Below are 25,206 nucleotides of genomic sequence, written 5' to 3' on the forward strand. Positions count from 1 at the left end.
GTCTAATCTACCCCAAGGCTCAGTGCCTTCTTGCGATCGGCCTGAGCACGCTTGCGGTTGCCCTTGGCTTCCCACGCCCGGCTCCGCGCCTCGTAGGCGGTTGCGAAATCCGGCTTAAGCCTTATCGCCTGGCTGAAATCCGCGATGGCCCCTTCATAGTCCGCTCTGCTGGTTCGGATCACGCCTCGACCGAAATAGCCAAAGGGGTTCTTGTGATCGAGGCTGATGGCCTTTTCGAAATCGTGCAGCGCGGCGACGTCCTCGTGCCCTCCCATCCATAGGAGGCCTCGATCGGCATAGACCCTTGCGTCCGCGGGGTTGAGATTGATGGCCTTTTCGAAGTCGGCAAACGCCCCGTCGTAGTTTTCCTGGAAACTGAGGTTCTGGCCGCGACTGTAGTAGGTCTCGGCTATATTCGGATTGATCGCGATCGCCTGCGTGTAATCGGCAACAGCATGAGCATAATCGTTCTTGGCCTCCCAAGCCATGGCCCGGGCCAGATAGGCGTCATGAAATGCCGGGACCAGTGCGATCGCCTTGCCATACAGGGCTATGGCGCCGTCATAGTCATTTTTCTCATGCAGCCTCCGACCCTTGGCGAAAAGCGCCTTGGCGGCCGAATCAGTATCGCTCGGTGCGGCCGAACCGGCGGCTGAACTGGCGGTGGCCGCCGCCGAGCTGACGGCGCCGAGCGTGGCGGCCGCCATATCGCCCTGTCCCTTCGCAGCCACAGCCGCCTTGCGGGCGACCGCGTAATCGCGATTGTCGGGATCGAGCTTGATCGCCTGGCCGAAGTCGGCGATTGCCTCGTCATAGTCCTTCATGTCAGCACGCGCCATGCCGCGCCCATAATAGCTGGCGTCGTCTTTCGGATCGATCTCGATGGCTATCGAATAGGCGGCAATCGCGCGCCCCGCGTCGCCCTTGGCGTGCCAGGCCATGCCGATGCAGAAGTAGGCGTCGCGCGCCTTTGGATCGAGTGTTGAAGCCCGGCTGCAATCGGCAAGAGCGCTTTCGGCATCGCCTGACGTGATCTTGGCGAGGCCCCGGCGAGAATGAGCCGCAGCAAAATTGGGGGCGAGCTGGATGACCGTGTCGTAATCGGCGATCGCTTGCTCGTAAACGCGTTTGGCGGCCTGGGCCTTGCCGCGGCCGTAATAGGCGAACCGGTTGTTCGGATCGAGCGCAATCGCTTTGTTGTAGGCGCCGATCGCCTGATCGTACTTGCCCATGTCCAGGAAGGCATCGCCGCCAAGGATCGCTTCGAGGGCGCGCGGATCGGTCGCCTCCAGAACCCTTGCGGCCAGCGTGTCTTGGGTGGCAGTGATATCCGGAACGACGGCTCGCTGCTTTTGCTGTTGGGTGTCCGGCAACGGTGCCGGCTTGCTTTGGTCGGCGGCAAGCTGAGCGCCGCAGCTTCCTGCCCGCATCGGATCAAGCTCGATGGCGCGCAGGCAATCCGCCGCCGCTCCGGCGCTGTCTCCCTTGAGTGTCCTTGCGCGGCTGCGCCCGAGATAGGCGTCCGCATTGTCGGGATCGAGGCTGATCGCCTTGTCGAAATCGAGAAGCGCGCCCTCGAGGCCATACTTCGACAGCCGCATCCCCGCACGCTCGATCAAGGTCTTTGCGGCTGCGCGATTGCTGGTCGTATCCTTGGCGGCGGATAAGTTCTCGCCGGGCGCCTGTTCAGCATCATCATCGGTGACAGTGGGATCGAACTCACTCTCGGCGGCGCGGGCGATACCGCGTTTGACATTGGCCAATATGTTGTTGGGATCGATACGGACCGCCTCGTCATACTCGGCCAGGGCCTGTTTCGGGTCGCCCATCCTGTCCCAGGCGATGCCCAGGCCCGCATGCGCCTTGCCATTCTGAGGGTCCGCCTCGATTGCCTGTTGGAAATCGATGATGGCCGCGTCGGTCTTGCCCTTGTGCAGGAAGGCGAGGCCACGGTTGCTGTAGGCAGCGCTGGAGGACGGCTCCAGGCTGATGGCGATGTTGAAGTCCGCGATCGCACGGTCGTCGTCTCCATTGCTGAACCAGTCGGCGCCGCGGTTGAGATACGCGGAAGCGTCGTTCGGATCGAGCGCGATCGCCTCGCTGTAGTCGGCGATCGATCGGTCGTATTGCTTCTGGTCGCCGAGAGCGACGCCCCTTTGGAAATAGGCTGTGGCGCGGCTGCGCGCTGGCTCTGCGGCGTCCTCCGCAATCGCGGAGCAGGCAACAATGCGCTTGTCCGACTCGATGTCCTCGCCGAAGCAGGTTGCATAATCCTTCTCGGCTGCGAGCGCAGGCGTGTTCCGGGCGAGCGCGGCGCCAAGCCCGGCTGAGGGCCACCGGTCGGGCGCAAGGCTTGTCAGCGCGATCGCGGCGGCGAGGAGCCCCGCATCCTTCCACCTCATCATATCGCTGGTCCCCCCAAAACTTTAATCCGCCTTGGCAGCTAGGTTCCCTACTGTTCCTTATTTGTTCCAGAAATGCAAGCATGAATTGCAAATCCGCTCTCACAGATCTGACGATGCAAGATCGAGATAAGTCGAAGCGGATCCGATCTTGACGCTCAACCGCGTGTTTTTGCTGTCGGCTTTATCCTTCTACAATCTCGCCGTTTACGCCGTAGTCACGTTCCTTCAGCTTTATCGTATCCTGCGCGTCGGCCGGTCGGAAAGCCCCGCCATTGCGGCAGGACTGCTGCACGAATTGCGCCGTCGCCTTCTCGACGTCATGCATTAGGTGGAACGCGAACGCGTTCAAAGCGTTGTCTGTGAGCAACATTCTCAACCCAGAAGTGCCGAACCGGCGCGCAAGTGCCTGCGGGAGTGGAAGCCATGAGTCTTGGAACCATCCTTATCATCATCCTTATCCTCGCCCTGCTCGGCGGCTTCAGTGGCCTCGGCGGCGGTCCGTTCTACGGAACCGGTTATTATGGTGGCGGCGGGCTGGGGCTTGTGTTGCTGATCGTCATTATTCTGGTCGTGCTCGGACGCATCTAAAGCGCGTCGTGCACGTCGTTCTCACAAGGCGAGAGCCGCTTTTGGGCGACATGCATTGTTTGGGCGACATGCATTGGTCGCTGATCGCGATCCCGTGACCAATGTCGATGCCGGTGCGCACCGGATCGTGATGCGGGCAAACAGGCTTGTGATCGGGCCTCTGGCGAAACTCCCGTAAGGTGATTTCGGTCCACACCCCCCGTGGAAAGCAAGAGGAGAGGTCCCACCCCTTGTCCTCCTCCAAGGCCCGCCCCGGTTCCCGGAGCGGGCTTTCGTTCTTCTGCCGGGAGGGTCACCGCAGCAGGATCGCGACACGGTGCGACGCGTCCAGCACTGGGGAAATTCCTTCTTCGTTGCCGCCTGCGGCCGGCGGATCGTCGAAAGCAGTGCATCGGGGCACATGACCCGTCCCATTGACAAGTCCGCTATACGAGGAGAGATTAAACAGGACTAGACAGGTTCACTATACAGGTACGAATATGAAGCGGAGCGCGATCAAACTGTCTCCCGGCACGGGCAAGCCCGAGCAGATCGCCACCGTTCTGGAATACGAGATCCGCTCCGGCGTGCTGGGTTTCGGCGACCGTCTGCAAAGCGAAAACGAACTCGTGCAGCGTTTCTCCGTCAGCCGCAACACGGTGCGCAAAGGCTTGGAGGAACTTTCCAGCCGCGGATTGATCACCACAAAGGTCGGTATCGGCTCCTTCGTCACCTTTGACGGCAAGCCGGTCGATGATGCGATCGGCTGGTCGCGCGCGCTGGCCAATGCCGGCGCCAACGCCGAAACGCGGACGCTGCGGCTGGAGGTGATCGAAGACCACGACCTTGCCGTGCTGTTAGGCATCGAAAGTCCGCTCTTCATCGCCGTCGACCGGGTCCGCACCAATGCCAGCGACGGCCATGCCATCTCCATCGAACGCAGCCGCCTGCCGCTGTCGCCAGAGCTGGAGGACGTGCCTCTGCGGGGCTTGCGCGAAGGCTCGCTGCACCAGACGCTACGCGAAGCGGGGCTTGTACCCGACCATGGCGAGGAGTGGGTCGACATCGAGATGTTGAACGCCCATGACGCCGCTATCCTCGGGTGCCCGCAAGGCACACCCTTCCTGCGCGGCCGTCGCCTGACGCGTGCGGCCGATGAGCGGCCGGTCGAATATGTCACCAGCCTGCTCAATCCCGCCCATTTCGCGCTGCATATGAGGTTCTGAGCGATGCCGGAGAACGAGCTTGAGATAGACCGCGCCATGGGTGCGCTCGTCGGCGGGGCGCTGGGCGACGCGCTCGGCATGCCGACGCAGCTTCTGTCGCCTCAGCGCATCGCCGAACTCTACGGCCATGTCGAGGATTTCGTCTCGCCCTTTGCCGATCATCCGGTGTCGAAAGGGCTGCCGGCCGGGACTATCACCGACGATACCGAGCAGGCGCTGCTGCTCGGCCGCATCCTGGTTGCCTCAGGCGACCGCTTCGACCATGCGCGCTGGGTCAACGCGCTGCTCGACTGGGAGCGCGAGGTCAAGGCGCGCGGCAGCTACGACCTTTTGGGACCGTCGACCAAGCGCGCCATCGACGCCATCAACAAGGGCGTGCCAGCCGAGGAGGCTGGGCGCGGCGGCGACACCAACGGCGCGGCCATGCGCATCGCGCCGCTCGGCATCATGATGCAGCCGGAGCCGCTGGATGCGCTCGTCGACAAGGTGGCCGAAACCTGCCGGGCGACACACAACACCTCGATCGCCATTGCCTCCGCCGCGGCGGTCGCGGCCGCCGTCAGCCGCGGCATCGCCGGCGGCGACTGGCGCGCCGCGTCCGACAGCGCCGTCGCGGCGGCGAGGCGGGGGGCGACACACGGCCACTGGGTGACCGGCGGCGACATCGCCGCGCGCGTCGCCTGGGCGCAGGATCTGATCCGCGGCAAGGCGCCGCAAGATGCGGTCCGGCTGATCACCGATCTGGTCGGCACCGGCGTTGCCAGCCAGGAGTCCGTTCCGGCCGCTTTTGCTGTGCTGGAGGTCGCCGGCGGCGATGCTTGGCAAGCGGCGGTCATCAGCGCCAATCTCGGCGGCGACACCGACACGATCGGCGCCATCGCCGCAGGCATGGCCGGCGCCTGCACCGGCCTTTCACGATTGCCGCAGGACCGCATCGCCCGCCTCAAAGGCTTTGACATGGCGGGCGTTCGTGCGCTCGCCGCCGATCTCGTCGCGGCGCGGACTTCGAACAGTCGCCTGGAGCAGGCCGGCCCCGCCAAGGACGCGGCGGCATGAGCGCGCGTCTCGTCCATATCGGCAGCGCGGTGGTCGACTATGTCTACCGTATCGATGCCTTGCCGGCGCCGGGCACGGAGAAGACGGCTTCGAGCTACGCCCAGGTCGCCGGCGGCGGTTTCAACATGATGGTCGCGGCAATCCGCACCGGCATGAAGGTGGTATTCGCAGGCCAGCTCGGCAGCGGACCCAATGGCGACTTCCTGCGCGCCGCCTTCAGTGCCGAAGGCATCGAGACGCTGATCCAGCCATCGCCACTGATGGACAGCGGCAATTGCGTCGCCATGATCTCCAGCGATGCCGAACGCACTTTCGTGTCGTGGCCGGGGGCGGAGAGCGTGCTCAGCCTCGATCTGATGGCGCCGGTTCTGGTGGCACCCGAGGATTGGGTGTTCACGTCAGGCTACACGCTGAGCTATCCCGGCAGCCGCGAGGCGCTCACCGACTGGATCGAGACGCTGCCGGCGGACATTCCACTTGTCCTCGACCCGACGCCGGTCGTTTCGGACATTTCGCGCGCCACCCTGTCGCGGGTGCTCGCCCGCACGACATGGCTGAGCTGCAACGCGACGGAAGCCACCGACATTGCCGGCCCGGGCGATGCCGACGCCCTTGCGGCGCGATTGCTTGCCGATCATTGTCCCAACGCCGACGGCGTCGTCATCCGCTGCGGCGCCAAGGGCTGCCATATCCGACTGGCGGGCGGCTCCGCCCGAACCATTCCCGGTTTCAAGGTGGTGGCGGTCGACACCAACGGCGCCGGCGACACTCATATTGGCGCCTTCGTAAGTGCGCTCGCGCGTGGCATGCCGCCTTTCGAGGCGGCGCGCTACGCCAATGCGGCGGCGGCCATTTCGGTCACCCGCCATGGCGGTTCATCCGCGCCCGCCGACGCGGAAATCCAGACTTTCCTGAGTCGTGCCGACGGTCCCTCGACCGGCGCGCGAGGCCAGGACCGGAAGGCCCATCAGACAGCCTGACAAAGCCCGGGAAGCGGGCAAACAAAGAGAGGAACGAACATGCGCATGCCTGACCTGACTGCTCTTTTGACGGCGACGGCCGTCTTCACCTCCGCACTTACCTTTGCCGCCAAGGCCGATGAAGTGCATGTGCTCAACTGGAAGGGCTACGGCGCCGACGAGCCATGGGCGATCGCCGCCTTCGAGAAGGCGACCGGCCATAAGGTGGTCAACGACTTCTTCAATTCCGAACAGGAAATGCTGACCAAGATCCGCACCAATCCTGGTCTCTATGACGTCGTCATGATCAACGCCGCCTTCAACGACCAGGCAATGGCTGAAAAGCTGATCCAGCCGATCGACACCTCCAAGCTGCCCAACTATGCCGACATCAGCAAGGACAAGGCGAGCTCGCCGATGCTCGACCATGACGGCAAGGTCTATGGCGTGCCGTGGGTGTGGGGCCTGACCGCCCTTGCCATCAACGAAAAGTCCTTCGACAAGCCGCCGACGTCGATCGCCGAAATGTGGAACCCCGCCCACAAGGGCCGCGTCGTCATCCGCGACGACGCCGTCGAGGCGGTGCAGTTCGGCGCCATCGCGACGGGCCAGAACATCAACGACATCAAGGATATGGACGCGGTCAAGACGAAGCTCACCTCGCTGATGCCGCAGATCAAGACCTTCTGGAGCTCGGAGAACGACTGGAACCAGATGGTGGCTTCCAACCAGATCGACATCGGCACCTATTGGAGCGGTTCGGCCGACCGCGCCAAGACGCATTTCAAGCTGCCGGTCTCGCTCGTGATCCCGCAGGAAGGCGCCGTCGCCTGGCTGGACGCCTTCTCCATCCCGGTTGGCTCCAAGAATGTCGCGGGCGCCGAAGCCTTCATCAATTACATGATCGATCCGAAATTCTATGTCGAATGGGTCACCAAGGTCGGTGCACCGGTGTCGGCCAACACCAAGGCGGTGGAAGCGTTGCCCGAGGATTCGTTCAACCGCAAGGTGATGGGTGATCCCACAGTCGCCAAGCGCATCCAGTTCCAGGCTCCGATCACCGATGCGCAGCGCAAGGCCTATCTGGCGCTCTGGCAGCAGCTCAAGGTCGACGTGAAGTAAAACCCGCGCCAGGGCCAGCCGGCGTTCGCGCCGGTTGGTCCTTCCAATCCGGGGAGGAGGATAGCATGGCAGCAGAGGGTGCGGTCGCAGTGCGCGGCGGGCTGAGGTCGGCACTGCCGCTGCTGGCGCCCGCCTATCTCTGGCTGACGGTGGCGATCTTCCTGCCGTTGTCGGCCATGGTGTTCTTCTCGTTCATGACCGACCTGCCGCTGACGGGAAAGCCGTGGGCGTTCACGCTTGGCAACTACGCCGCCTTCTTCTCGCAAAGCCTGTACCTGACACTGCTGCTTGCCTCGCTGCGCCTCGGCCTCGAGGTGACCTTGTGGTGCATCGTCATCGGCTATCCCGCGGCTTATGTACTGGCCAAGGTGCTGAAGGGGCGCAGCCGCGAGGCGATCTTCCTGCTCGTCATCCTGCCGTTCTGGTCGAACGGGCTGGTGCGCATCTTCTCCTGGGCGATGGTTTTGCGCGAAGGCGGCATTCTCGACACCGCGCTCAACGCTGTGCTGCCGTTCAAGATCAACATCGACCTCATGTATTCCTATCCGGCGATCATCATCGGACTGGTGCACTCCTATGTGCCCTACATGGTGCTGACCTGCTATCTCACTTTGCAGGCGATCGACGATTCATTGCTCGAGGCCGGACGCTCGCTCGGCGCCTCGCGGCTGCAGGTGCTGAAGCGGGTCATTGTCCCGCTATCGATGCCGGGCCTGGTGGCGGGCGCGGCCCTCATATTCGTGCCCGTCGTCGGCTCCTTCATGGAGCCGCGGATCCTCGGCGGCCGCAGCGGCACCTTTTACGGCACGGTGATCGAGGACCAGTTCGTCGCCGTGTTCAACTGGCCGCTGGGGGCCGCACTCTCCTTCATTCTGCTGGCCGTCGTGCTGATCATTCTGGCGCTGGCCGCACCGGTGCTGCGGAGGGTGGCGTGATGGCGACGACGCGTATCCTGGAGTGGCTCGGCCGCCTCTATATCGCGGTGCTGCTCGCCTTCCTGTATTTGCCCATCATTATCATGGCGCTGATGTCGTTCAACGTCTCGCCATTCTACCAGCTGCCATTCGAGTGGACGACGGAATGGTACGCCTCGCTGTGGCAGAACGACCAGCTCATCGCCGCCACCTGGAACAGCATCGAGATCGCCGTCATCACCACGGTCATCTCGACCGTGCTCGGCTCGGCGGCGTCCCTGGCGCTCTACCGCAATGAATTCCGCGGCAAGAAATTCCTGCAGGCGCTGTTGTTCCCACCGATCGCCATTCCCTGGCTGATCACCGGCACGGCGATGCTGATCTTCTTCTTCGGCATCGGCATTGGACGCGGCCTGTTCGCCATCCTGCTCGGCCATGTCGCGCTGGCGCTGCCCTATGTCATCGTCGTCGTCTCGGCCCGGCTGCAAACCTTCGCGCCGGAGCTGGAAGAGGCGGCACGGTCACTCGGGGCCAACCAGTGGCAGGTGACGAACCGGGTTACGCTGCCGTGGATCATGCCGGGTGTGATCGCGGGCGGCTTGTTTGCGTTCGCCGTGTCGTTCGACCAGTTTGTGGTGTCCTACTTCCTGGCGACACCGGGGCAGACGACGCTGCCGGTCGAGATCTACGCCGCGATCCGCAAGGGTTTCACGCCCGAGATCAACGCGGTCTCCACCATCATCATCGCGGTGTCGATGGCGCTGATGCTGCTTACGGCGCGCTTCTTCAAATTCGGCGGAGAGAAATAATGGCGGGCGTCCAAGTATCAAACGTCTCGCGCAGCTTCGGCGCGCACAAGGCGCTGGACGACGTCTCGATCGATTTCGTCGATGGCGGCTTCTACGCGCTGCTTGGGCCATCGGGCAGCGGCAAGACCACGCTGCTCAGGCAAATCGCCGGCTTCGATTTTCCCGACAGCGGCCGCATCGCCATCGGCGGCGAAAGCGTCGAGAGGGTGCCGGTCGAGAAGCGGCGCATCGGCATGGTGTTCCAGAACTACGCGCTGTTCCCCAATATGAGCGTCGCCGACAATGTCGCCTTCGGCCTGTCGGTGCGCGGCGAGGCCAAGGCGGTGATTGCCACCGAGGTGCAACGCGCGCTCGACCTCGTTCAGCTCGGCTCGCTCGGCGGTCGCAAGCCGCATCAGCTCTCCGGCGGCCAGCGCCAGCGGGTCGCGCTGGCGCGCGCCATCGTCACCAAGCCACGCGTGCTTTTGCTGGACGAGCCGCTCGGCGCGCTCGACAAGGCGCTGCGTGTCGACATGCAGATCGAGCTCAAGCGCATCCAGCGCGAGATCGGCATCACAACCATTTTCGTCACCCACGACCAGGAAGAGGCGCTGACGATGAGCGACCGCATCGGTATCTTGCGCGATGGCCGGCTGGTGCAGGAAGGGCCGCCGGAGGAGATCTACGACAGGCCGAAAAGCGAATTCGCCGCCATCTTCCTCGGGGATGCCAACATCTTTCGCGGCGATACCACCGGCAACGGCATCCGCTTGGCGGACGGCACGACGATCGCCGCCGGGGCCGGCGCCAGGCTTGCCGCCGGCGCAAAGGCAAGCTGCGCCGTGCGTCCGGAGCGTATTCGGATTGCCCTGGATGCCGGCACTTCGGACGGCGATGCCAACATACTGAAGGGCCAGGTTTGCAAACGCATCTTCGCCGGCAACAACAGCACCTACTTTGTCGAGCGTGCCGGCCAGACGCTGAAGGTCATCGTCCAGAACACCGGCGCTGACAGGCTGGCGGAAGGTCAGCATGTCGTACTACGCTGGTCGCCGCAGAGCACGGTGTTGATCCCTGCGGGGTAGTTCACTGAACTGCTGGCGTTCCTTCGCGCCATAAGATCGAGTAGGGGCCAGAGCGGCAATGACGTTGGAATTGACTGCCGAGGACCAATCCATGCTCGACGGCGAGCAAGGGCCGTCGGCGGCCGCGGCCATGAAGATCCTCGTCGCCTTTTCCAAAGCCGTCGGAGCGGACAGCCTCCTCGACATTGCCGGCGCCCATATCGATGGCTGCCTCTACCATGGCACGGCAGGGCTCGATTTCGTCGAACGGCTGGTCGAGGGCGGCGGCCGCGTGCAGGTGCCGACGACGCTCAATGTCGGCTCATTCGATCTCATCCATCCCGGCATGGTGAAGATGCCGGCGGCGGAGGAAGCGCCGGCCCGGCGGCTGATGAAGGCGCATATCGAGCTCGGCTGCCAGGCGACCTTCACCTGCGCGCCCTACCAGACGCGGTTCCGGCCAGGTTTCGGGCAGCAGATCGCCTGGGGCGAATCCAACGCCATCGTGTTTGCAAATTCGGTGATCGGCGCGCGCACCAACCGCTATGGCGATTTCATCGACCTGTGCTGCGCCATGACGGGCCGCGCGCCGGCCTGGGGCCTGCATCTCGACGAAAACCGGCGCGGCCGCATCCTGTTCGAGCTGGACTTTGCTGAGCCAGAGCCGAGCGACGCCCTGTTCGTCGGCGTCGGGCTGATCATCGGGCAAGCCAGCGGCGATCGCGTTCCGGTTATTACAGGCCTGCCGCAGCCGCGCGACGAGGACCAGCTGAAGGCGCTGGGCGCGGCAGCAGCGACTACCGGCGCCGTGGCGCTGTTCCATGCGGTCGGCATCACCCCGGAAGCGGTAACGCTTGACGAGGCGTTCCATGGTGAAGCGCCGGAAGAGACGATCCGCATCACGCGCGCCGATATCGATCATGCACTGGCCAAGCTGTCGCGCGTACCCGACGGGGCGCCGCTGGCGGCCGTGTCGCTGGGCACTCCGCATTTCTCGCATGCGGAATGGATGCGCCTGCTGCCCTTGCTGCGTGCCATCGCGCCGGGCAGGGGCATCCCGATCTATGTCAACACCGGTCGCGCGACGCTGACGCGATTGCAGGAGGAGGGCGCGCTTGATGGCACACAGGCGTTCGGCCTGATCCCCGTCGCCGACACCTGCACCTATGTCACTGCGATTCTGGAACGGCTCGACGGCGTGGTGATGACCAATTCCGGCAAATGGGCGCATTACGCTCCGGGCAATATCGGCGTGACGGTTGCGTTCGCGGATATGGCGGATTGCATCCGCTCCGCCGCGGTGGGGCATGTCATGCGGGGCGCGTCATGACCGCGCCGGTGGAACCGGGCGTCGTCCAGCGATCCGGCACCTTCCAACTGGCCGGGAGTGCCGAGGGCCGGGCGTTGGTATTCTCGCAACCGCTGAGCTTCTGGGGCGGCGTTGATGCCACGACAGGCGACATAACGGATCACTCGCATCCTGGCCTCGGCCAGAACGTCGCCGGGAAAATCCTGATCATGCCGAGCGGGCGCGGCTCCTCGTCCTCATCCTCGGTGCTGGCCGAGGCAATCCGCAGGGGCACGGCTCCGGCCGGCATCCTCCTGGAACGGCCTGACCCGATCCTGGCAGTGGGCGCCATCGTCGCGGAATTTCTCTACGGGATCAGCATGCCGCTGGTGGTCTGCGACATTAACGGCATTGTTTCCGGCGAGCGGATCGCGATCGATGTCGGCGGGGATGACAGGGCAATTGTCCGCAAGGAAACCGTTTCCTGACCAAGCTCGACGCGGACGACGAAGGCAGTTGCGGCTTCGCTCCCCGCCAAATCTCATTTCTTTCAAAACGGCCTTCCGTTCGAACAAACTTTTCGCCCGGCCCGAAACATTGGCACGATATTCCAAGCGGCGCGGTTGACCGGAGGCGGGTTGTCTAGCCTATAATTCTACTAAATTCATAGACTAACTTCGTCCGGCGCTGCACGGCATGGTCCGTCTGAGCGGCAGCAAGAAGGGAGCGCATTGATGCCGAAGACAGAATCCAACTCGATCGAGCTTGGCACCAAAGCGGCCGATTTCCTGCTGCCCGACGCACAAGGCGTGCTGCACCGGCTCGGCGATTTCGATGCAAAGCCCGCCTTGCTCGTCGCCTTTATCTCCAACCGCTGCCCTTTCGTCGTGCTGATCCGCGAGCAGCTTGCCGCTTTCGCCAGGGAATATGCGGGCAAGGGGCTGCAAGTGGTGGCCATCAATGCCAGCGACCATGAGGCGCATCCCGAAGAGACGCTGGCCCGCATCGGCGAGGAAGTGGAGAAATTCGGCTATTCCTTCCCCTATCTCAAGGATGCCTCGCAGCAGACGGCGAAAGCCTATGGCGCGGCCTGTACACCCGACTTCTTCCTGTTCGGCGCCGGCCGGCGGCTTGCCTATCATGGCCAGTTCGACGATGCGCGGCCGGGCAATGGCAAGGCGGTGACGGGTAACGACCTGCGCGCGGCGGTCGACGCGGTGCTGGAGGGCGGCAGGCCCGCCGCCGACCAGGTGCCGTCGATCGGCTGCAACATCAAATGGAGCGCCGGCAATGAGCCGGCGTGGTTCTCGGGCGCTGCGCGCGCTGCTTAGCGCCTCGCACTCCTTCGCAGAGCATCCATGTCCATGCCTCAAAGATCCGCGTCCGACAGGCTGCAACTCCAGACCGACGTGCTCGTGCTGGGCGGAGGCCCGTCCGCAGCCTGGGCGGCGGTCGCCGCTGCCGAAAGCGGCGCGCAGGTGGTGCTGGCCGACAAGGGCTATCTCGGCACCAGCGGCGCCACCGCGCCGTCCAATACGGGTACCTGGTGCGTACCGCCGGGCGACAACAGGCATGCGGTGGTCGAGCGACGCTGGCAGCGCACCGGCGAGCTTGCGGACCAGCGCTGGATGCTGCGCTGCGTCGACACGGCCTATCGCAACCTGCTCAGGCTTTCCGAGTGGGGCTATCCGTTCCCGAGCGAGGATGACGGCCGGCTCTACATCGCCAATCTGCGCGGGCCCGACTACATGCGCTTCATGCGCCGCCGTGTGCTTCTGGCTGGCGTTACCGTGCTCGACCATCATCCGGCGCTGGAACTCCTGTCGGATGGCGATGCCGTCGTAGGCGCGGCCGGTATCGGCCGGCAGGCCGGCCAGGACTGGCGCGTCGACGCCAACGCAGTGGTGCTGGCGACCGGCGGCTGCGCTTTCCGTGAGCGCATCCTCGGCGGGACTGGACTGACCGGCGACGGCTATCTGATGGCGGCGGAGGCCGGTGCCAGCCTGTCGGGCATGGAGTTTACCGGCAAATACACGTTGGCGCCCTTTGGGTCTTCGCTGAACAAGGGGCTGCCGTTCCGCTGGGCCTCATTCCATCGCGAGGATGGATCGCCGATCCTGGGCCCTGCCGGTGAGCCGCTGCGCAACGGCATCGGCGACCGCGAGGACGAGGTGGCGCGCGCATTGATCGGGGGACCGGTCTATGCGCGGCTCGATCAGGCGGAGCCGGCGCTGCAAGGCTGGTTGCGCCAAGGGCAGCCGAACTGCTTCGTGCCTTATGACCGCGCCGGTGTCGATCCATTCACCGAGCTGTTCCGCATCACCCTGCGCGCCGAAGGCACGGTACGCGGTACCGGCGGCATCGACATCGTCTCCGACGACTGCGCCACCGGCGTGCCCGGCCTCTATGTCGCAGGCGACGCCGCCAGCCGCGAGATCATGACCGGAGCGGTATCGGGCGGCGGCGCCGTCAATTCCTCCTGGGCGCTGGCCAGCGGCTGGTGGGCGGGCAAGGGCGCCTCGACCCATTCGAAGCGTCGCGGCGGCAGGGCGTTCCGCGACACCGTCGAACCACTCGGTCAGGCCGGCCTGCGCCCGGCGGCCTCGCCGCGTGCCGACATCGCTGCAGGCGAGGTCATCGAGGCGGTGCGCAACGAGGTGACGCCGCTCGACAAAAATTTCTTCCGCAACGGCGAGAGCTTGGAGAAAAGCCGGGGGCGGCTGGAGAGTGTCTGGCGCGACGTGCGCGACCATCTGCGGGGCGAAGGGGTGGACCGGGTCCGCGCGCGCGAGGCGGCGTCGATCGCCGCCGCGGGGCGCTGGTCGGTGGCGGCCGCGCTGCATCGGACAGAAAGCCGCGGCATGCATCGGCGCACCGATCTGCAGGGCAAGAACCCGGCCCTCGCGCATCGGCTGGTCATCACCGGCGTCGACGACTTCCGCATTGCCGGGGCGCCGGAGCGCCTGGCGGAGCTGGCGTCATGATCGAGATCGTCTCGGCCGCGCGCTGCGTCGAATGCGACATCTGCGTCAAGGTGTGCCCGACCAATGTGTTCGACGCTACCAAGGACGGCGCGCCTGTGATCGCCCGTCAGGACGACTGCCAGACCTGCTTTCTCTGTGAAATCTACTGCCCGACCGACGCGCTTTACGTGGCCGAGTTCGCCGAGGGGCCGACCGGCATCACGGAAGCGCAGGTCGAGGCACGTCAACTGTTCGGCGGCTACGCCCGCGCGCTCGGCTGGAAGCGCGGCAAGGCCGGCGGCTCTGAATTCGACCCGACGCACCGCATCCGCGTGGCGCAATAGGAAGCGACAGGACATGGACCGCATCGTCGTCAGCGATATCAAGAAGACCTTTCTGCTCAAGCCGGGGCAGTTCGTCACCGTCGACGGCGAGGAGACCGACCGCGTCACCGTGCTCGACGGCGTCGATCTTTCGATCCGCAAAGGCGAGTTCATCACTTTGGTCGGCCCGAGCGGCTCGGGCAAATCTGTGCTGCTCGACATCATCGGCGGGCTGACGCAGGCGAGCGGCGGCGATGTCCAGCTCGACGGCCGGCGCATCACCAGGCCGGATCCCAAGACCGGCTATGTCTTCCAACAATATGCGCTGTTTCCCTGGCGCACGGCGCTGGCCAACATCGAATACGCGCTGGAGGTGCGTGGCGTCGCCAAGGCCGAGCGCACGGTGACGGCGCGCCATTTGTTGTCGTTGTTCGGTCTTGCCGGTTTCGAGGACCGTTTCCCCAACCAGCTCTCCGGGGGCATGCAGCAGCGCGTGGCGATCGCCCGCGCCTTGGCGAGCAACCCGGAAGTGCTTTTGATGGATGAACCCTTCGCCGCACTCGACCAGCAGACGCGCGAGCTCCTGCAGGGCGAGTTGCTGCGGATCTGGGGCAAGATCAAGACAACAGTGATCTTCGTTACCCATTCGATCGACGAGGCAATCTTCCTCGCTGACCGCGTGGTGGTGATGACGGCGCGGCCGGGCGCGGTGAAGGAGATCATAGACATCGACCTGCCACGGCCGCGCGACGGGGACATCCGCGCCAGCGCCGGATTCAACGGATATCGCGGCCGCGTCTGGGACGCGCTGCGCGATGAGGTCAACAAGGCGCAAAAGGACTGGACGCTGTCGCCAGCCTTCAGTCATTGAGGAGGTAGAGCCATGGCTTATCTTACCGAAAAGTTCGGGCCTGACGGCGCTCTTCATCTGTTTGCCGGCGCCGGCGAGACGGCGGCCGCCGCAAGAGTCCCGGCCATCACCGCCCACAGTGCCAAGGTCCGGCGCAAAGGGACGAGCCACGGGACTTTCCTTTACGGCTTGCCGCTGCTCGGCCTGTTCTTTCTCGTGTGGGAAATCGCGCCACGGCTCGGCTGGCTGAACCGCATCTTCTTTCCGCCGCTGAGCGAGGTGCTGGTCGCTTGGTGGAACCTGCTCGCCTCGGGCGTTCTGGTCAAACATATCGGCATCAGCCTGCAGCGCGCTGCGATCGGCTTCGCTCTCGGCGTGGTGGTGGCCATTCCGCTCGGCCTGCTGATGGGGCGCTACTCGCTGTTCGAGAAGGTCTCTGACCTGCTTGTGCAGACGCTGCGCAACACCTCGCAATTCGCGCTGCTTCCGGTGTTCATCCTTTTGCTCGGCATCGGCGAGGAATCGAAGGTGGCGATCACCTTCTACTCCTCGGTCTTCTTTCTGCTGGTCAACACGATCAGCGGCGTCAAGTCGGTCGATCCGCTGCTGATCAAGGCGGCGCGCTCGATGGGTACGTCCGACTTCGACCTGTTCCGGAAGGTTATCCTGCCGGCCAGCATCCCCTCTGTTGTCGCCGGCGCAAGGCTGGCGGTGAAGTCGTCGCTGTTCGCGGTGATCGGCGCCGAGATGCTGGCGGCCAAATCCGGCCTCGGTTTCCTTATTCAGAACTCGCAGTTGATGATGGAAACGGCGGACATGTATGCCGGCATCCTGACGCTGACCGTCATCGGGCTCACCGTCAACTATTTGCTCGTCTGGTTCGAGCGCTGGGCGACCGCCTGGAAAGGCCAGTCCGAGTCCTCGCTCATCTGAGCCGTTCACTCATTCCAATCAGCAAGGATTTTCCTCATGTCCAACATTGCATTCGACGGATTTCGCCGGCTGTTCCTGAAGGGCGCCATTGCCGTCGTCATCGGCCTTGGCGGCATGCCCGCCTTCGCGCAGGACAAGCCCGAATTCATCCGCATCGGCAGCACCGCGCCGGGGCACCTCAAATTCGTCCTCGCACAGAAGGACGGCTGGTGGGAAAAGGAGTTCGCCAAGGACGGCATCAAGGTCGAACTTGTCACCTTCAATGGCGGCTCCGAGGCGACGACGGCGCTTGCGACAGGTGCCATCGAATTAACCTATACCGGCAACAATCCCGCGTTGCGCGTCGCCGCCTCCGGCGCCGATGTCAAGCTGATTGGCCTGTCGAGCTATGTGCGGTCGGGCGGCTCGTATATCGTGGTCAAATCCGACTCTCCACTGAAGACGCTGCAGGACCTCAAAGGCAAGAAGGTCGCCTATCTCACCGGTACGGTGCGGCACTCGAATTTCAGCAAAGCGCTGAACAGCGTCGGCCTGACGACCGGTGATGTCGAGGGATTGAACCTGCCTTTCGAGGCATCCGGCCCGGCACTGCTGCGCGGCGACATCGACGCCCTCGTCGAAACGGATTCGACCGCGGCCAAGCTGGTCGACACCGGCGAGGCACGGGTGCTCTTCGACACCAGCACCCATCCGGAATGGAACGTGCCGAACGTCATTTCGGTCAACGGCGCCTTCGCGGCGAAATATCCCGACCTGGTCAAGCGGCTGCTGAAGGTCGACATCGAGATTTCGCGCTGGGCCGATGCCCATCCCGACGAGACGATCAAGACATTCGTCGAGGCGACCAAGTCGTCGGAGAAATCGGTACGCAAGACCTATGCGGACGGCGTCTTTCACCAGGATCCGAGGCTGACCGACGATGCGATCGAGGCGCTCAAGGGCGAAGAGAAATTCATGGCCGGTGCCGGGCTTTTGAAGGGCTCGATCGACTACGGCAAATGGATCGACAAGAGCTTTGTCGACGCGGCCGGCGCGGAAGTCGCGGCCGTCCAGTAGCGGGCGTGCTGAACGGGCAGGGGTTCCGGCGCCGCTCCATTTCAGAGAGTGTCAGATCTCCGGGATGTTCTCCTTGAAGATCACCTGGAGCCTCGGCTGGTGCAATTCGTAAGGCAGTCTCCGGACCGCATGGGTCAAGGTGTTGAGCGCTTCGCGCGCTTCGACGCGCGGGTTCTGGTCGATGACCGCGTCGAGCGTGCCGTCGAGCAGAAGCTCCTTGGTGCCTTCGGTTACCTCATGGCCGAGGAAAACCATCGATATCGCACGGCCGCGCTCCTTGAGCGCGCGGGCAATGCCGGTGTTGCCCGCGCCGACATTGTAGATCGCGGCCAGGTCGGGGTGCCGCTCCAGAAGGGCTGATGCCTCCGAATAGGCCTTTTCGCGGTCGTCAAGCATCTCGCGCATTTCGACGATCTCCAGATTGGGCGATTCCTCGGCCAATATGTGCCGGAATCCCATCTCGCGTTCCTCATGGCCGCGATAGGAGAGCGAGCCGGCGAACAGCGCCACCTTGCCAGGACGTTCCGACCCCATGAAACGGTTGAGCAGATAGCCGGCCAGGCGCCCGGCGGCGCGGTTGTCGATGCCGATATACGCGACCCTTGGCACATGCAGGATGTCGGAGGCGATTGTCGCCACCTTGACGTCGTTGGCCGACAGCGAGCGGATCGCCTCGCGCACCGTTGGATGGTCGAGCGCGATGACCCCAACGCCCTGCGTCTGGCCGCGCAGATCCTGCAAAAGGCGTGCGAGCCGGTCGGGATTGAAACCCTCTATGGTGGCGATATGGACATCGAGATCCGGCCGCGCCAAGGCTTGGGCTTCGATGTGGCGATGCAGCATCTTGATGAAGGAATTGGTGCCGGCCGGCAGCGCGAAGTCGAGCCGGATGACATCGCCGGACAAGGGCTTGAGAGGTGCCCCGTTCGCGCCTTCGGCGATGTAGCCAAGACGCTGCGCCATTTCGAGCACGATTTCGCGCGTGCGCGCCCGCACCCCCGGACGGTTGTTGAGAACACGGTCGACGGTGGCGGCGGAAACGCCGGCTTCCCGGGCTATGTCAGTCAGGGTGGAACGCACCGTCTTTCATCTCCTCAATGCATCAGGATCACGCAATGCCGACCGCCGGCCGGGTGGCGACTGCTCTTCGCCATCCGCGATTCTGATGGGAAATGATGTATCCGGCCTTGGCCGATGCGCAAGCCGCCGGGCTAAATCAGATCGCCCGGCAGGATCGCATCGCCGTGGGAAAATAGATTTCCCATCAAATCGAGGCATCAGGAGCGGTGTATGGATTCCGGTATGACGCATTCCTTCGCCTTTCTGCTAGATTGTGAGGTGTTTTGATTATTCATGATGTTGACAGCCTTCCGTGACTGCCGTCAATATCCCTCATGGGCTCGTGGAGGAAACATTGGCCCCGAGGGAGGGAATTCCAATGCCTGATCCGATCCGCATGCCGCGGCTCCGGTTGCCAGCATCTGGAGGCGCGTTGGCGAGATGACGACGGCCGCGAAGACAGAATTCTGGGAGGAAGACATGGCAGGCAAAGGCTTCGAGCCGGACGTGAAGGTTCGCACCAGCGAATTCAAGATCGGCTGCGTCGGCGCCGGCATGATCATGACTGAATGCCATCTCGCGGCCTATAAGGAAGCAGGCTTTCCTGTCGTGGCGATCGCTTCGCGTACAAGGGCGAATGCGCAGAAGGTCGCCATGCGCTGGGGCATTCCGACCGTCCACGACACGCCGGAACGACTGATCGAGGATCCGCAAGTCGAGATCATCGACCTGGCTTTCCCGCCGGACCAGCAGCCGGCGCTGATCCGCCACGCGCTGAAGCAGAAGCACATCAAGGCGATCCTGGCGCAGAAGCCGCTGGCGCTGTCGGTCGAGGAAGCGGTGAAGCTGCGCGACGAGGCGGCGAAGGCGGGCAAGATCCTCTCGGTCAACCAGAACATGCGCTACGACCAGTCGATGCGCGTGCTGAAGCAGATCATCGACAGCGGCGCGCTCGGCGACGTCGTCTTCGCGCAGATCGACATGCATGCGATCCCGCACTGGCAAGGCTTCCTCGAGGAGTACGACCGGCTGACGCTTGCCAACATGAGCGTGCATCATCTCGACGTGCTGCGTTTCCTGTTCGGCGATCCCGATGAGATCACCACGCTGACGCGCAAGGATCCGCGCACGACTTTCGAACACACCGACGGCATCACCGTCTCGACGCTGCGCTTCCCGTCCGGCGTGCTCGCCGTGTCGCTGGAGGATGTCTGGTCCGGTCCGCGGCAAGAAGGCTACAAGGACGACCAGCACATCAACTGGCGCGTCGACGGCACCAAGGGCGTCGCCAAGGGCACGATCGGCTGGCCGACCGGTGCGGCCTCGACGCTCACCTATGCCTCGGCCGAGACAACGGATGGCGAGTGGGTCAGCCCAAGCTGGGACACGATGTGGTTCCCGCATGCTTTCATCGGCGTGATGGAACAACTCCAGCACGCCGTGAAGACAGGCACGCCACCGGCGCTTTCCGTCGCCGACAACGTCAAGACCATGGCGCTGGTAGAGGCGGGCTATCGCTCGATCGCTTCGGGCCGCACGGTCAAGCTTTCCGAAATCTCGACAAACCCGATCAATTGAAATCACTGGTAACTGAATCGCTTACAGGGAGGAATTCACACCATGATGCAGGCAGGTATTTTCACGGGCTATTTCCCGTACGGCCTCGAAGAGACGGCGAAGAAGATCCGCGGGCTCGGTTTCAACACGGTGCAGCTCGACCTGCATTTCAGGGATATCGACCTGTCCGCCGGGCAGATCACCAAGGACAAGGCCAAGACCGTGCGCGATGTCTTCCGCGACCACAACCTGCCGGTCTGCTGCGTGTCGGGCTACACCAACATCATCCATCCCGACAAGGCAGAGCGCGACAAGCGCGTCGGCTACCTCAAGGAGATCATCCGCAACGCCCGCCATTTCGGCTCGCCCTACGTGATCTCGGAAACCGGCACCTACAACACCGAATCCGACTGGGTGCACCACCCCAAGAACAAGACCGAGGAGGGGTTCGAGGAATGCCGCAAGGTGATATCAGATCTTGCCCAGACGGCCTATGACCATGGCGCGGTCTTCCTGCTCGAAACCTATGTCAACAACGTCGTCGGCTCGGTCGAGGAGACGGTCAAGATGTTCGCGCAGGTCGATCACCCGGGCCTTGGCCTGCTGATGGACCCGACCAACTATTTCGAGACGCACAACATCGACCGGATGGACCAGATCCTGAACCAGGTGTTCGACACGTTGACGGACAAGATCAGGATAGCGCATGCCAAGGACGTCAAGCGCTCGGGCAGCGACAAGTCGGAAAAGCACGCCGACATCGGCGATGAGGATGCCATGGAAAGCCACACCTTCCGCGGCGTCGGCGAGATCGAACTGCCGGCGCCCGGCCTCGGCTCGCTCAACTACGACCTTTATCTTCAGCGGCTTGCCGAGAAGCACCCGAACATTCCGGTCATCATCGAGCACCTGTCGGAAGACGACGTGCCGCGCGCCAAGACATTCCTCGACGGGAAGTTCCGCGCCAACGGCCTGTGACGGCCGGCCGCGCCGCCTGTGCATGGCGGCACGGCTCCAAACAAGGAGGAAAGCAATGTTGAAATTTGCATTGAAATTGGCGGCCGCCGCGACTGTGCTTGCCGGCATCGCGTTCGGGTCGGCCGCGCAGGCACAGGACGGCCAGAAGACCTTTTATCTACTGTCGCATGGCGGCCCGTCGGATGCGTTCTGGATCGACTGGAACGCCGGCGCCACAAAGGCCTGCGACCAGCTCAAGGTGACCTGCAAGATCTCCTTCAGCGGCGGCGACATGGCGGCGCAGAAGGAAGCCTTCAATTCCGCGCTTGCCGCCAAGCCCGATGGCATCGCCACCACCTCGGCGCAGCCTGGCCTGTGGACCGAGGAGGTCAAGGCGGCGAAGGCCGCCGGCATCCCGATCGTGTTCTTCAACACCGACGATCCGGCGACGGGGCGGCAGGCCTATGTCGGCGCCGACCTGAAGGAGGCCGGCACGATCTGGGCAAAGTATCTTGTCGACCACAAAATGGTGAAGCAGGGTGACAAGGTCTTTCTGCCGGTCGAAGTCCCCGGCGCAAGCTACCAGCAGCTCGAGACCGAAGGCATCGCCAGCGTCTTCGATCCGCTCGGCATCAAATATGACGTGGTCGATTGCGGCACCGATCCGGCCGGCATCATCGCCAAGATGACCGACTATATGGTTGCCAACAATCCGCCGGCGATCATCGCGCTCGGCGATTCCGTGGCGGCCAGCGTCAAGCGGGTCTTCGACGGCGCCGGCGTGCCGGCAGGCAAAATCCCGGTCGTCGGCTGGGGCAATTCGAAGGAGACGGCGCAAGCCGTCCAGGACGGTTTCGTCAACGCTGCGGCCTGGCAGTACCCATCGGCGCAGGGCTTCATGCCGGTAGCACTGCTCGGGCTTGCCGCCTCGGGCGAGCCAATCGGCTACGACATCCACACTTTCGGTCTCTACGACGCGTCGAGCGTCGAGCCGATCCTCAAACTCTACGACAAGAAGTGAAAATGGACGCCCGCCGCGCCGGCGGCGGGCGCCTGCAAACAGCATGGTTCAGAACGTCATGGCAGTCACCGCGGAAGAGGGCGCAGCAAGCGCCAGGAGCAGGTCGAGGCTGATGCGCTCGCCGCAATTTTCCTCGTTCATCATCCTCGTCGTCCTTCTCGTGGTATTCGCGATCGCGGACGGCAATTTCCTGTCGCCGCTCAACATCTCCAACATGATGGCGTTCCTGCCCGAGCTCGGCATCATCGCGCTCGGCATGACGCTGCTTCTGACGGCCGGCGAGTTCGACCTGTCGGTCGGTGCCGTATTCGGCCTGGCGCCAGTGGTCGTGATGCTTCTGGTGCAGAACGGCGGGGTGGATATCGGCGTCGCCCTTCTGGCTGGACTTTTACTGTGCATCGCGATCGGGGCGATCAATGGGGTGATCGTCACCAAGATCGGCATCTCGTCATTCCTGGTGACCCTGTCCATGCTGCTGATCGTGCGTGGCGCGGCCCTCTACATCACGCAGGGTTTCCCGCTGAAGTCGTGGGACCAGCCTGGCTTCTTCGTGACGCTGCTTGCCGGCAGCTTCAATATCGGCTCGTTCCGCTTCTACACCTCGCTGTGGTGGTTCGTCGGCCTGTCGCTGCTGGCAATCTACGTCCTGCGCTATGCCAAGCTCGGCAACTGGATCAGCGCCATCGGTTCCAACCGCAACGCGGCAGTGGCCCGCGGCGTGCCGGCGGACGCCGTCAAGATATGGCTGTTCATCGCCACCTCGGTGCTGGCCGGGCTTGCCGGCATGATCAGCGCCTTTCGTATTTCGGCCGCTTCGCCGGTGGCCGGCACAGGCTATGAGCTCGAAGTGATCGCCATGGTGGTGGTTGGCGGCACGGCGCTGACCGGCGGACGCGGCACCATCCTGGGCACCATCGTCGGCGCGCTGATGCTGCGCGCCATCCGTAACGGCATCGTGCTCGTCGGCGTGCCCGGCCTCGCCTACAACATCTTCGTCGGCGTGATCATCCTCGCCATGCTCATCCTGCATGCTTTGCTGCAGAAAAACGCGGCAAGGAGCTGACTATGATGCAAGAAGTGCTTCGGCTGCAGAACCTGCAAAAATCCTTCGGCAGCGTGCGCGCGCTGAAGAATGCCTCGCTGACGCTGAGAGAAGGCGAGATAGTGGCTCTGCTCGGCGACAATGGCGCCGGCAAATCGACGCTGATCAAGGCGATCTCCGGCGTCTTCCCGGTCGATCGCGGTGACATCTATGTGCGCGGGCAGAAGGTTTCGATCCGCTCGACGCGCGACGCGATGGATCTCGGCATCGAGACCATCCACCAGGATACGTCGCTGGCGCCGGATCTCAGTATCGCGCGCAACCTCTTCCTCGGCCGCGAACCGGTCAATTTCAAATGGTTGGGCGTGTTTGCGCCGCTCGATCTCGCCAAGCTGCGCGATGCTGCCTCCTCCCTGCTGAAGCGCGTCGGCATCTCGAAGAAACTCGACGCCGACGCGCTGGTCTCAACGCTGTCGGGCGGCGAGCGCCAGTCGATCGCCATTTCGCGGGCCATGCAGTTCGCCGCCAAGGTGATTATCCTCGACGAGCCGACCAACAATCTCGGCGTCGAGGAAACCCATGGCGTGCTGCGCTTCGTCAAGGAGATGCGTCAGGCCGGCCATTCGGTGCTGCTCATCACCCACAACATCCATCACGTGTTCGAGGTTGCCGACCGCATCATCGTCATGCGCCGCGGCGAGATCGTTGCCGAGCAGACGGTCGCCGATACCGATCTGCTGACCGTGGAAAGCATCATCACCGGCGCCGACCTGTCGGCTCTGATGAAGAGGGCGCAGTGACGGCATGGTAGAGCTTTACGGCAAGACGCTCTCGCGCCGGCAGGTCTCGGAACGCTCCGGCATGCTGTCGCAGTTCGCCGGCGTGCGGCTGATGACGCTCGGCGACGGGGTGGAGCGCGGTATCCGCATGCTGGAGTTCCGCACCGGCTCCGGCCTGCGCTTCACCGCACTCGTCGACCGCGCGCTCGACATCGCCGATTGCGACTTCAAGGGCCAGGCGATCGGCTGGCACTCGCCGGGCGGTTTTCGTAACCCCGGTCTTCACGACTATGAGGGGGAAGGGGGGCTGGCCTGGGCACGCTCCTTTTCCGGTTTGCTGGTCACCTGCGGCCTCGACCATATACTGGGTCGGGAAGAGGTGCCGGCCGAGAACTACAACTATCCCGGCAAGAAGACCGTGATCCATTCGCTGCATGGCCGTGTCGGCACCATCCCGGCACGGCTGACCGGCTACGGTGAGGCGTGGGACGGCGACCGCTGCGTGCTGTGGGCGGAAGGCATCGTGCAGCAATCGGCGGTGTTCGGCGAGGATCTGCATCTGATCCGGCGGATCGAGGCGGATGTCGGCGGCAACGAGATCCGGCTGTCCGACCGCGTCGTGAACCATGGCTTCAATCGCACGCCGCATATGTATTTCTACCATGTGAATGTCAGTCATCCCCTGCTTGACGAGGGCTCGCGCTACCTCGCGCCAATCCGCGACGTGGTTTGGGCCGGCCATGCCGGCGAGCGCTATGAGGCGCAGAAGGTCGGCTACCGCACCGTGCCGGAACCGCGAATGGGGTTCAGCGAACAGGTCTGGCAGCATGAAATGGACGCCGATGGAAAGGGCGAGGTACCAGTGGCGGTGGTCAACGACCGGCTCGGCCTCGGCTTCGAAATGGTGACGCGGAAAGACCAGCTGCCTTGCGCCTATCAATGGCAGAATTTCCAGGCCGGACAGTATGCGCTGGGTATCGAGCCATCGACGCATCATGTGCTCGGCGATCTCGCCGCGCGCGAACGCGGCGAGATGATCTGGCTGGAGCATGACGAAGGCCGCGCCTACGATGCCGTGTTCCGGGTCCTGGACGGCAGGGAAGCTATCGCCGGCGCCGAAGACAGGATTGCGGCAATCGCCCGCCAGCCCGAACAGGATTATCCTCGGCCCTCCGGCAATTTCCGGAGACTGGCGGGCCCGGCATGAGCGCGACATGTATTCAAAGCAAGCCCTCCGGCCGGCGGGCCGGATTGCGAGCGGTGCGAGAAGTTTGGAG

Annotated in this window: 25 protein-coding genes; 23 read left to right on the forward strand and 2 right to left on the reverse strand. The window is 63.9% G+C overall.

Annotated elements, in window-relative coordinates; translation table 11 throughout:
- Positions 1 to 2 precede the first annotated feature (2 nt).
- Positions 3 to 2,405 carry a tetratricopeptide repeat protein gene (locus FJ940_RS20670; protein WP_140657738.1) on the reverse strand — a complete coding sequence of 801 codons (2,403 nt, stop codon included), beginning with the start codon at positions 2,403 to 2,405 and terminating at the stop codon, positions 3 to 5.
- 148 nt (positions 2,406 to 2,553) lie between these two features.
- On the opposite strand from FJ940_RS20670, the gene FJ940_RS28870 reads away from it, so the two are divergent.
- The 17 genes from FJ940_RS28870 to FJ940_RS20755 all read left to right on the forward strand — a co-directional run bounded on the left by FJ940_RS28870 (position 2,554) and on the right by FJ940_RS20755 (position 17,514).
- A complete protein-coding gene (locus FJ940_RS28870) occupies positions 2,554 to 2,733 on the forward strand; it encodes a hypothetical protein (protein WP_246671058.1) in 180 nt (59 codons plus the stop codon).
- A gap of 95 nt (positions 2,734 to 2,828) precedes the next feature.
- Positions 2,829 to 2,993 carry a DUF3309 family protein gene (locus tag FJ940_RS20680; protein WP_023757858.1) on the forward strand — a complete coding sequence of 55 codons (165 nt, stop codon included), beginning with the start codon at positions 2,829 to 2,831 and terminating at the stop codon, positions 2,991 to 2,993.
- 479 nt (positions 2,994 to 3,472) lie between these two features.
- Positions 3,473 to 4,198 (forward strand): GntR family transcriptional regulator, encoded by a 726-nt coding sequence (locus tag FJ940_RS20685; RefSeq protein WP_140515901.1) that lies wholly within the window; start codon positions 3,473 to 3,475, stop codon positions 4,196 to 4,198.
- A gap of 3 nt (positions 4,199 to 4,201) precedes the next feature.
- The gene (locus FJ940_RS20690; protein WP_140657740.1) at positions 4,202 to 5,254 is read left to right on the forward strand and encodes an ADP-ribosylglycohydrolase family protein; all 1,053 of its coding nucleotides are present in this window, start codon (positions 4,202 to 4,204) and stop codon (positions 5,252 to 5,254) included.
- Positions 5,251 to 6,234 carry a PfkB family carbohydrate kinase gene (locus FJ940_RS20695; protein ID WP_140657742.1) on the forward strand — a complete coding sequence of 328 codons (984 nt, stop codon included), beginning with the start codon at positions 5,251 to 5,253 and terminating at the stop codon, positions 6,232 to 6,234. Before FJ940_RS20690 ends, FJ940_RS20695 begins: the two co-directional genes overlap by 4 nt.
- 39 nt (positions 6,235 to 6,273) lie before the next feature.
- Entirely contained in the window at positions 6,274 to 7,335 is a 1,062-nt protein-coding gene (locus FJ940_RS20700) for an ABC transporter substrate-binding protein (RefSeq protein ID WP_140623050.1), read from the forward strand.
- A 65-nt stretch (positions 7,336 to 7,400) separates the two neighbouring features.
- A complete protein-coding gene (locus tag FJ940_RS20705) occupies positions 7,401 to 8,270 on the forward strand; it encodes an ABC transporter permease (RefSeq protein ID WP_140515893.1) in 870 nt (289 codons plus the stop codon).
- On the forward strand, positions 8,270 to 9,058 hold the full coding sequence (locus FJ940_RS20710; protein ID WP_140657744.1) for an ABC transporter permease: 789 nt from the start codon (positions 8,270 to 8,272) through the stop codon (positions 9,056 to 9,058). Before FJ940_RS20705 ends, FJ940_RS20710 begins: the two co-directional genes overlap by 1 nt.
- Positions 9,058 to 10,122 carry an ABC transporter ATP-binding protein gene (locus FJ940_RS20715; protein ID WP_140657746.1) on the forward strand — a complete coding sequence of 355 codons (1,065 nt, stop codon included), beginning with the start codon at positions 9,058 to 9,060 and terminating at the stop codon, positions 10,120 to 10,122. The genes FJ940_RS20710 and FJ940_RS20715 overlap by 1 nt, the downstream gene beginning before the upstream one ends.
- Positions 10,123 to 10,180: 58 nt before the next feature.
- Positions 10,181 to 11,431 (forward strand): aconitase X, encoded by a 1,251-nt coding sequence (locus FJ940_RS20720; RefSeq protein WP_140657748.1) that lies wholly within the window; start codon positions 10,181 to 10,183, stop codon positions 11,429 to 11,431.
- A complete protein-coding gene (locus tag FJ940_RS20725; protein ID WP_140499906.1) occupies positions 11,428 to 11,877 on the forward strand; it encodes a DUF126 domain-containing protein in 450 nt (149 codons plus the stop codon). The genes FJ940_RS20720 and FJ940_RS20725 overlap by 4 nt, the downstream gene beginning before the upstream one ends.
- 246 nt (positions 11,878 to 12,123) lie before the next feature.
- Positions 12,124 to 12,720, forward strand: a complete 597-nt coding sequence (locus FJ940_RS20730; RefSeq protein ID WP_140657750.1) for a thioredoxin family protein — start codon at positions 12,124 to 12,126, stop codon at positions 12,718 to 12,720.
- 27 nt (positions 12,721 to 12,747) lie between these two features.
- Complete coding sequence (locus FJ940_RS20735; protein ID WP_140657752.1) at positions 12,748 to 14,373, forward strand: FAD-binding protein; 1,626 nt, start codon at positions 12,748 to 12,750, stop codon at positions 14,371 to 14,373.
- Positions 14,370 to 14,696: a ferredoxin family protein gene (locus tag FJ940_RS20740; protein ID WP_140499901.1), complete on the forward strand. Its 327-nt coding sequence runs from the start codon at positions 14,370 to 14,372 to the stop codon at positions 14,694 to 14,696. Before FJ940_RS20735 ends, FJ940_RS20740 begins: the two co-directional genes overlap by 4 nt.
- A gap of 13 nt (positions 14,697 to 14,709) precedes the next feature.
- Positions 14,710 to 15,546, forward strand: a complete 837-nt coding sequence (locus FJ940_RS20745) for an ABC transporter ATP-binding protein (RefSeq protein WP_140499899.1) — start codon at positions 14,710 to 14,712, stop codon at positions 15,544 to 15,546.
- A 12-nt stretch (positions 15,547 to 15,558) separates the two neighbouring features.
- Positions 15,559 to 16,458, forward strand: a complete 900-nt coding sequence (locus tag FJ940_RS20750) for an ABC transporter permease (RefSeq protein ID WP_140657754.1) — start codon at positions 15,559 to 15,561, stop codon at positions 16,456 to 16,458.
- A gap of 36 nt (positions 16,459 to 16,494) precedes the next feature.
- Complete coding sequence (locus FJ940_RS20755) at positions 16,495 to 17,514, forward strand: aliphatic sulfonate ABC transporter substrate-binding protein (protein ID WP_140657756.1); 1,020 nt, start codon at positions 16,495 to 16,497, stop codon at positions 17,512 to 17,514.
- 51 nt (positions 17,515 to 17,565) lie between these two features.
- On the opposite strand, the gene FJ940_RS20760 is transcribed toward FJ940_RS20755, so the two are convergent.
- Complete coding sequence (locus tag FJ940_RS20760) at positions 17,566 to 18,594, reverse strand: LacI family DNA-binding transcriptional regulator (RefSeq protein WP_140657758.1); 1,029 nt, start codon at positions 18,592 to 18,594, stop codon at positions 17,566 to 17,568.
- 459 nt (positions 18,595 to 19,053) lie between these two features.
- Here FJ940_RS20760 and FJ940_RS20765 point away from each other — a divergent pair, with 459 nt between their 5' ends.
- The 6 genes from FJ940_RS20765 to FJ940_RS20790 are packed head-to-tail and all read left to right on the forward strand — an operon-like array spanning position 19,054 to position 25,136.
- A complete protein-coding gene (locus tag FJ940_RS20765; RefSeq protein WP_140515873.1) occupies positions 19,054 to 20,151 on the forward strand; it encodes a Gfo/Idh/MocA family oxidoreductase in 1,098 nt (365 codons plus the stop codon).
- 42 nt (positions 20,152 to 20,193) lie between these two features.
- Positions 20,194 to 21,108 (forward strand): sugar phosphate isomerase/epimerase, encoded by a 915-nt coding sequence (locus tag FJ940_RS20770; protein ID WP_140499891.1) that lies wholly within the window; start codon positions 20,194 to 20,196, stop codon positions 21,106 to 21,108.
- A 55-nt stretch (positions 21,109 to 21,163) separates the two neighbouring features.
- Positions 21,164 to 22,108, forward strand: a complete 945-nt coding sequence (locus FJ940_RS20775) for a substrate-binding domain-containing protein (RefSeq protein ID WP_140499889.1) — start codon at positions 21,164 to 21,166, stop codon at positions 22,106 to 22,108.
- 43 nt (positions 22,109 to 22,151) lie between these two features.
- The gene (locus tag FJ940_RS20780) at positions 22,152 to 23,171 is read left to right on the forward strand and encodes an ABC transporter permease (protein WP_181165269.1); all 1,020 of its coding nucleotides are present in this window, start codon (positions 22,152 to 22,154) and stop codon (positions 23,169 to 23,171) included.
- A 2-nt stretch (positions 23,172 to 23,173) separates the two neighbouring features.
- Positions 23,174 to 23,950, forward strand: a complete 777-nt coding sequence (locus tag FJ940_RS20785; RefSeq protein ID WP_140499887.1) for an ATP-binding cassette domain-containing protein — start codon at positions 23,174 to 23,176, stop codon at positions 23,948 to 23,950.
- Positions 23,951 to 23,954: 4 nt separating this feature from the next.
- Entirely contained in the window at positions 23,955 to 25,136 is a 1,182-nt protein-coding gene (locus FJ940_RS20790; protein WP_140515871.1) for an aldose 1-epimerase family protein, read from the forward strand.
- Positions 25,137 to 25,206: the final 70 nt, after the last annotated feature.

This window comes from Mesorhizobium sp. B2-3-7 (genome assembly GCF_006442695.1).
Lineage (GTDB): Bacteria > Pseudomonadota > Alphaproteobacteria > Rhizobiales > Rhizobiaceae > Mesorhizobium.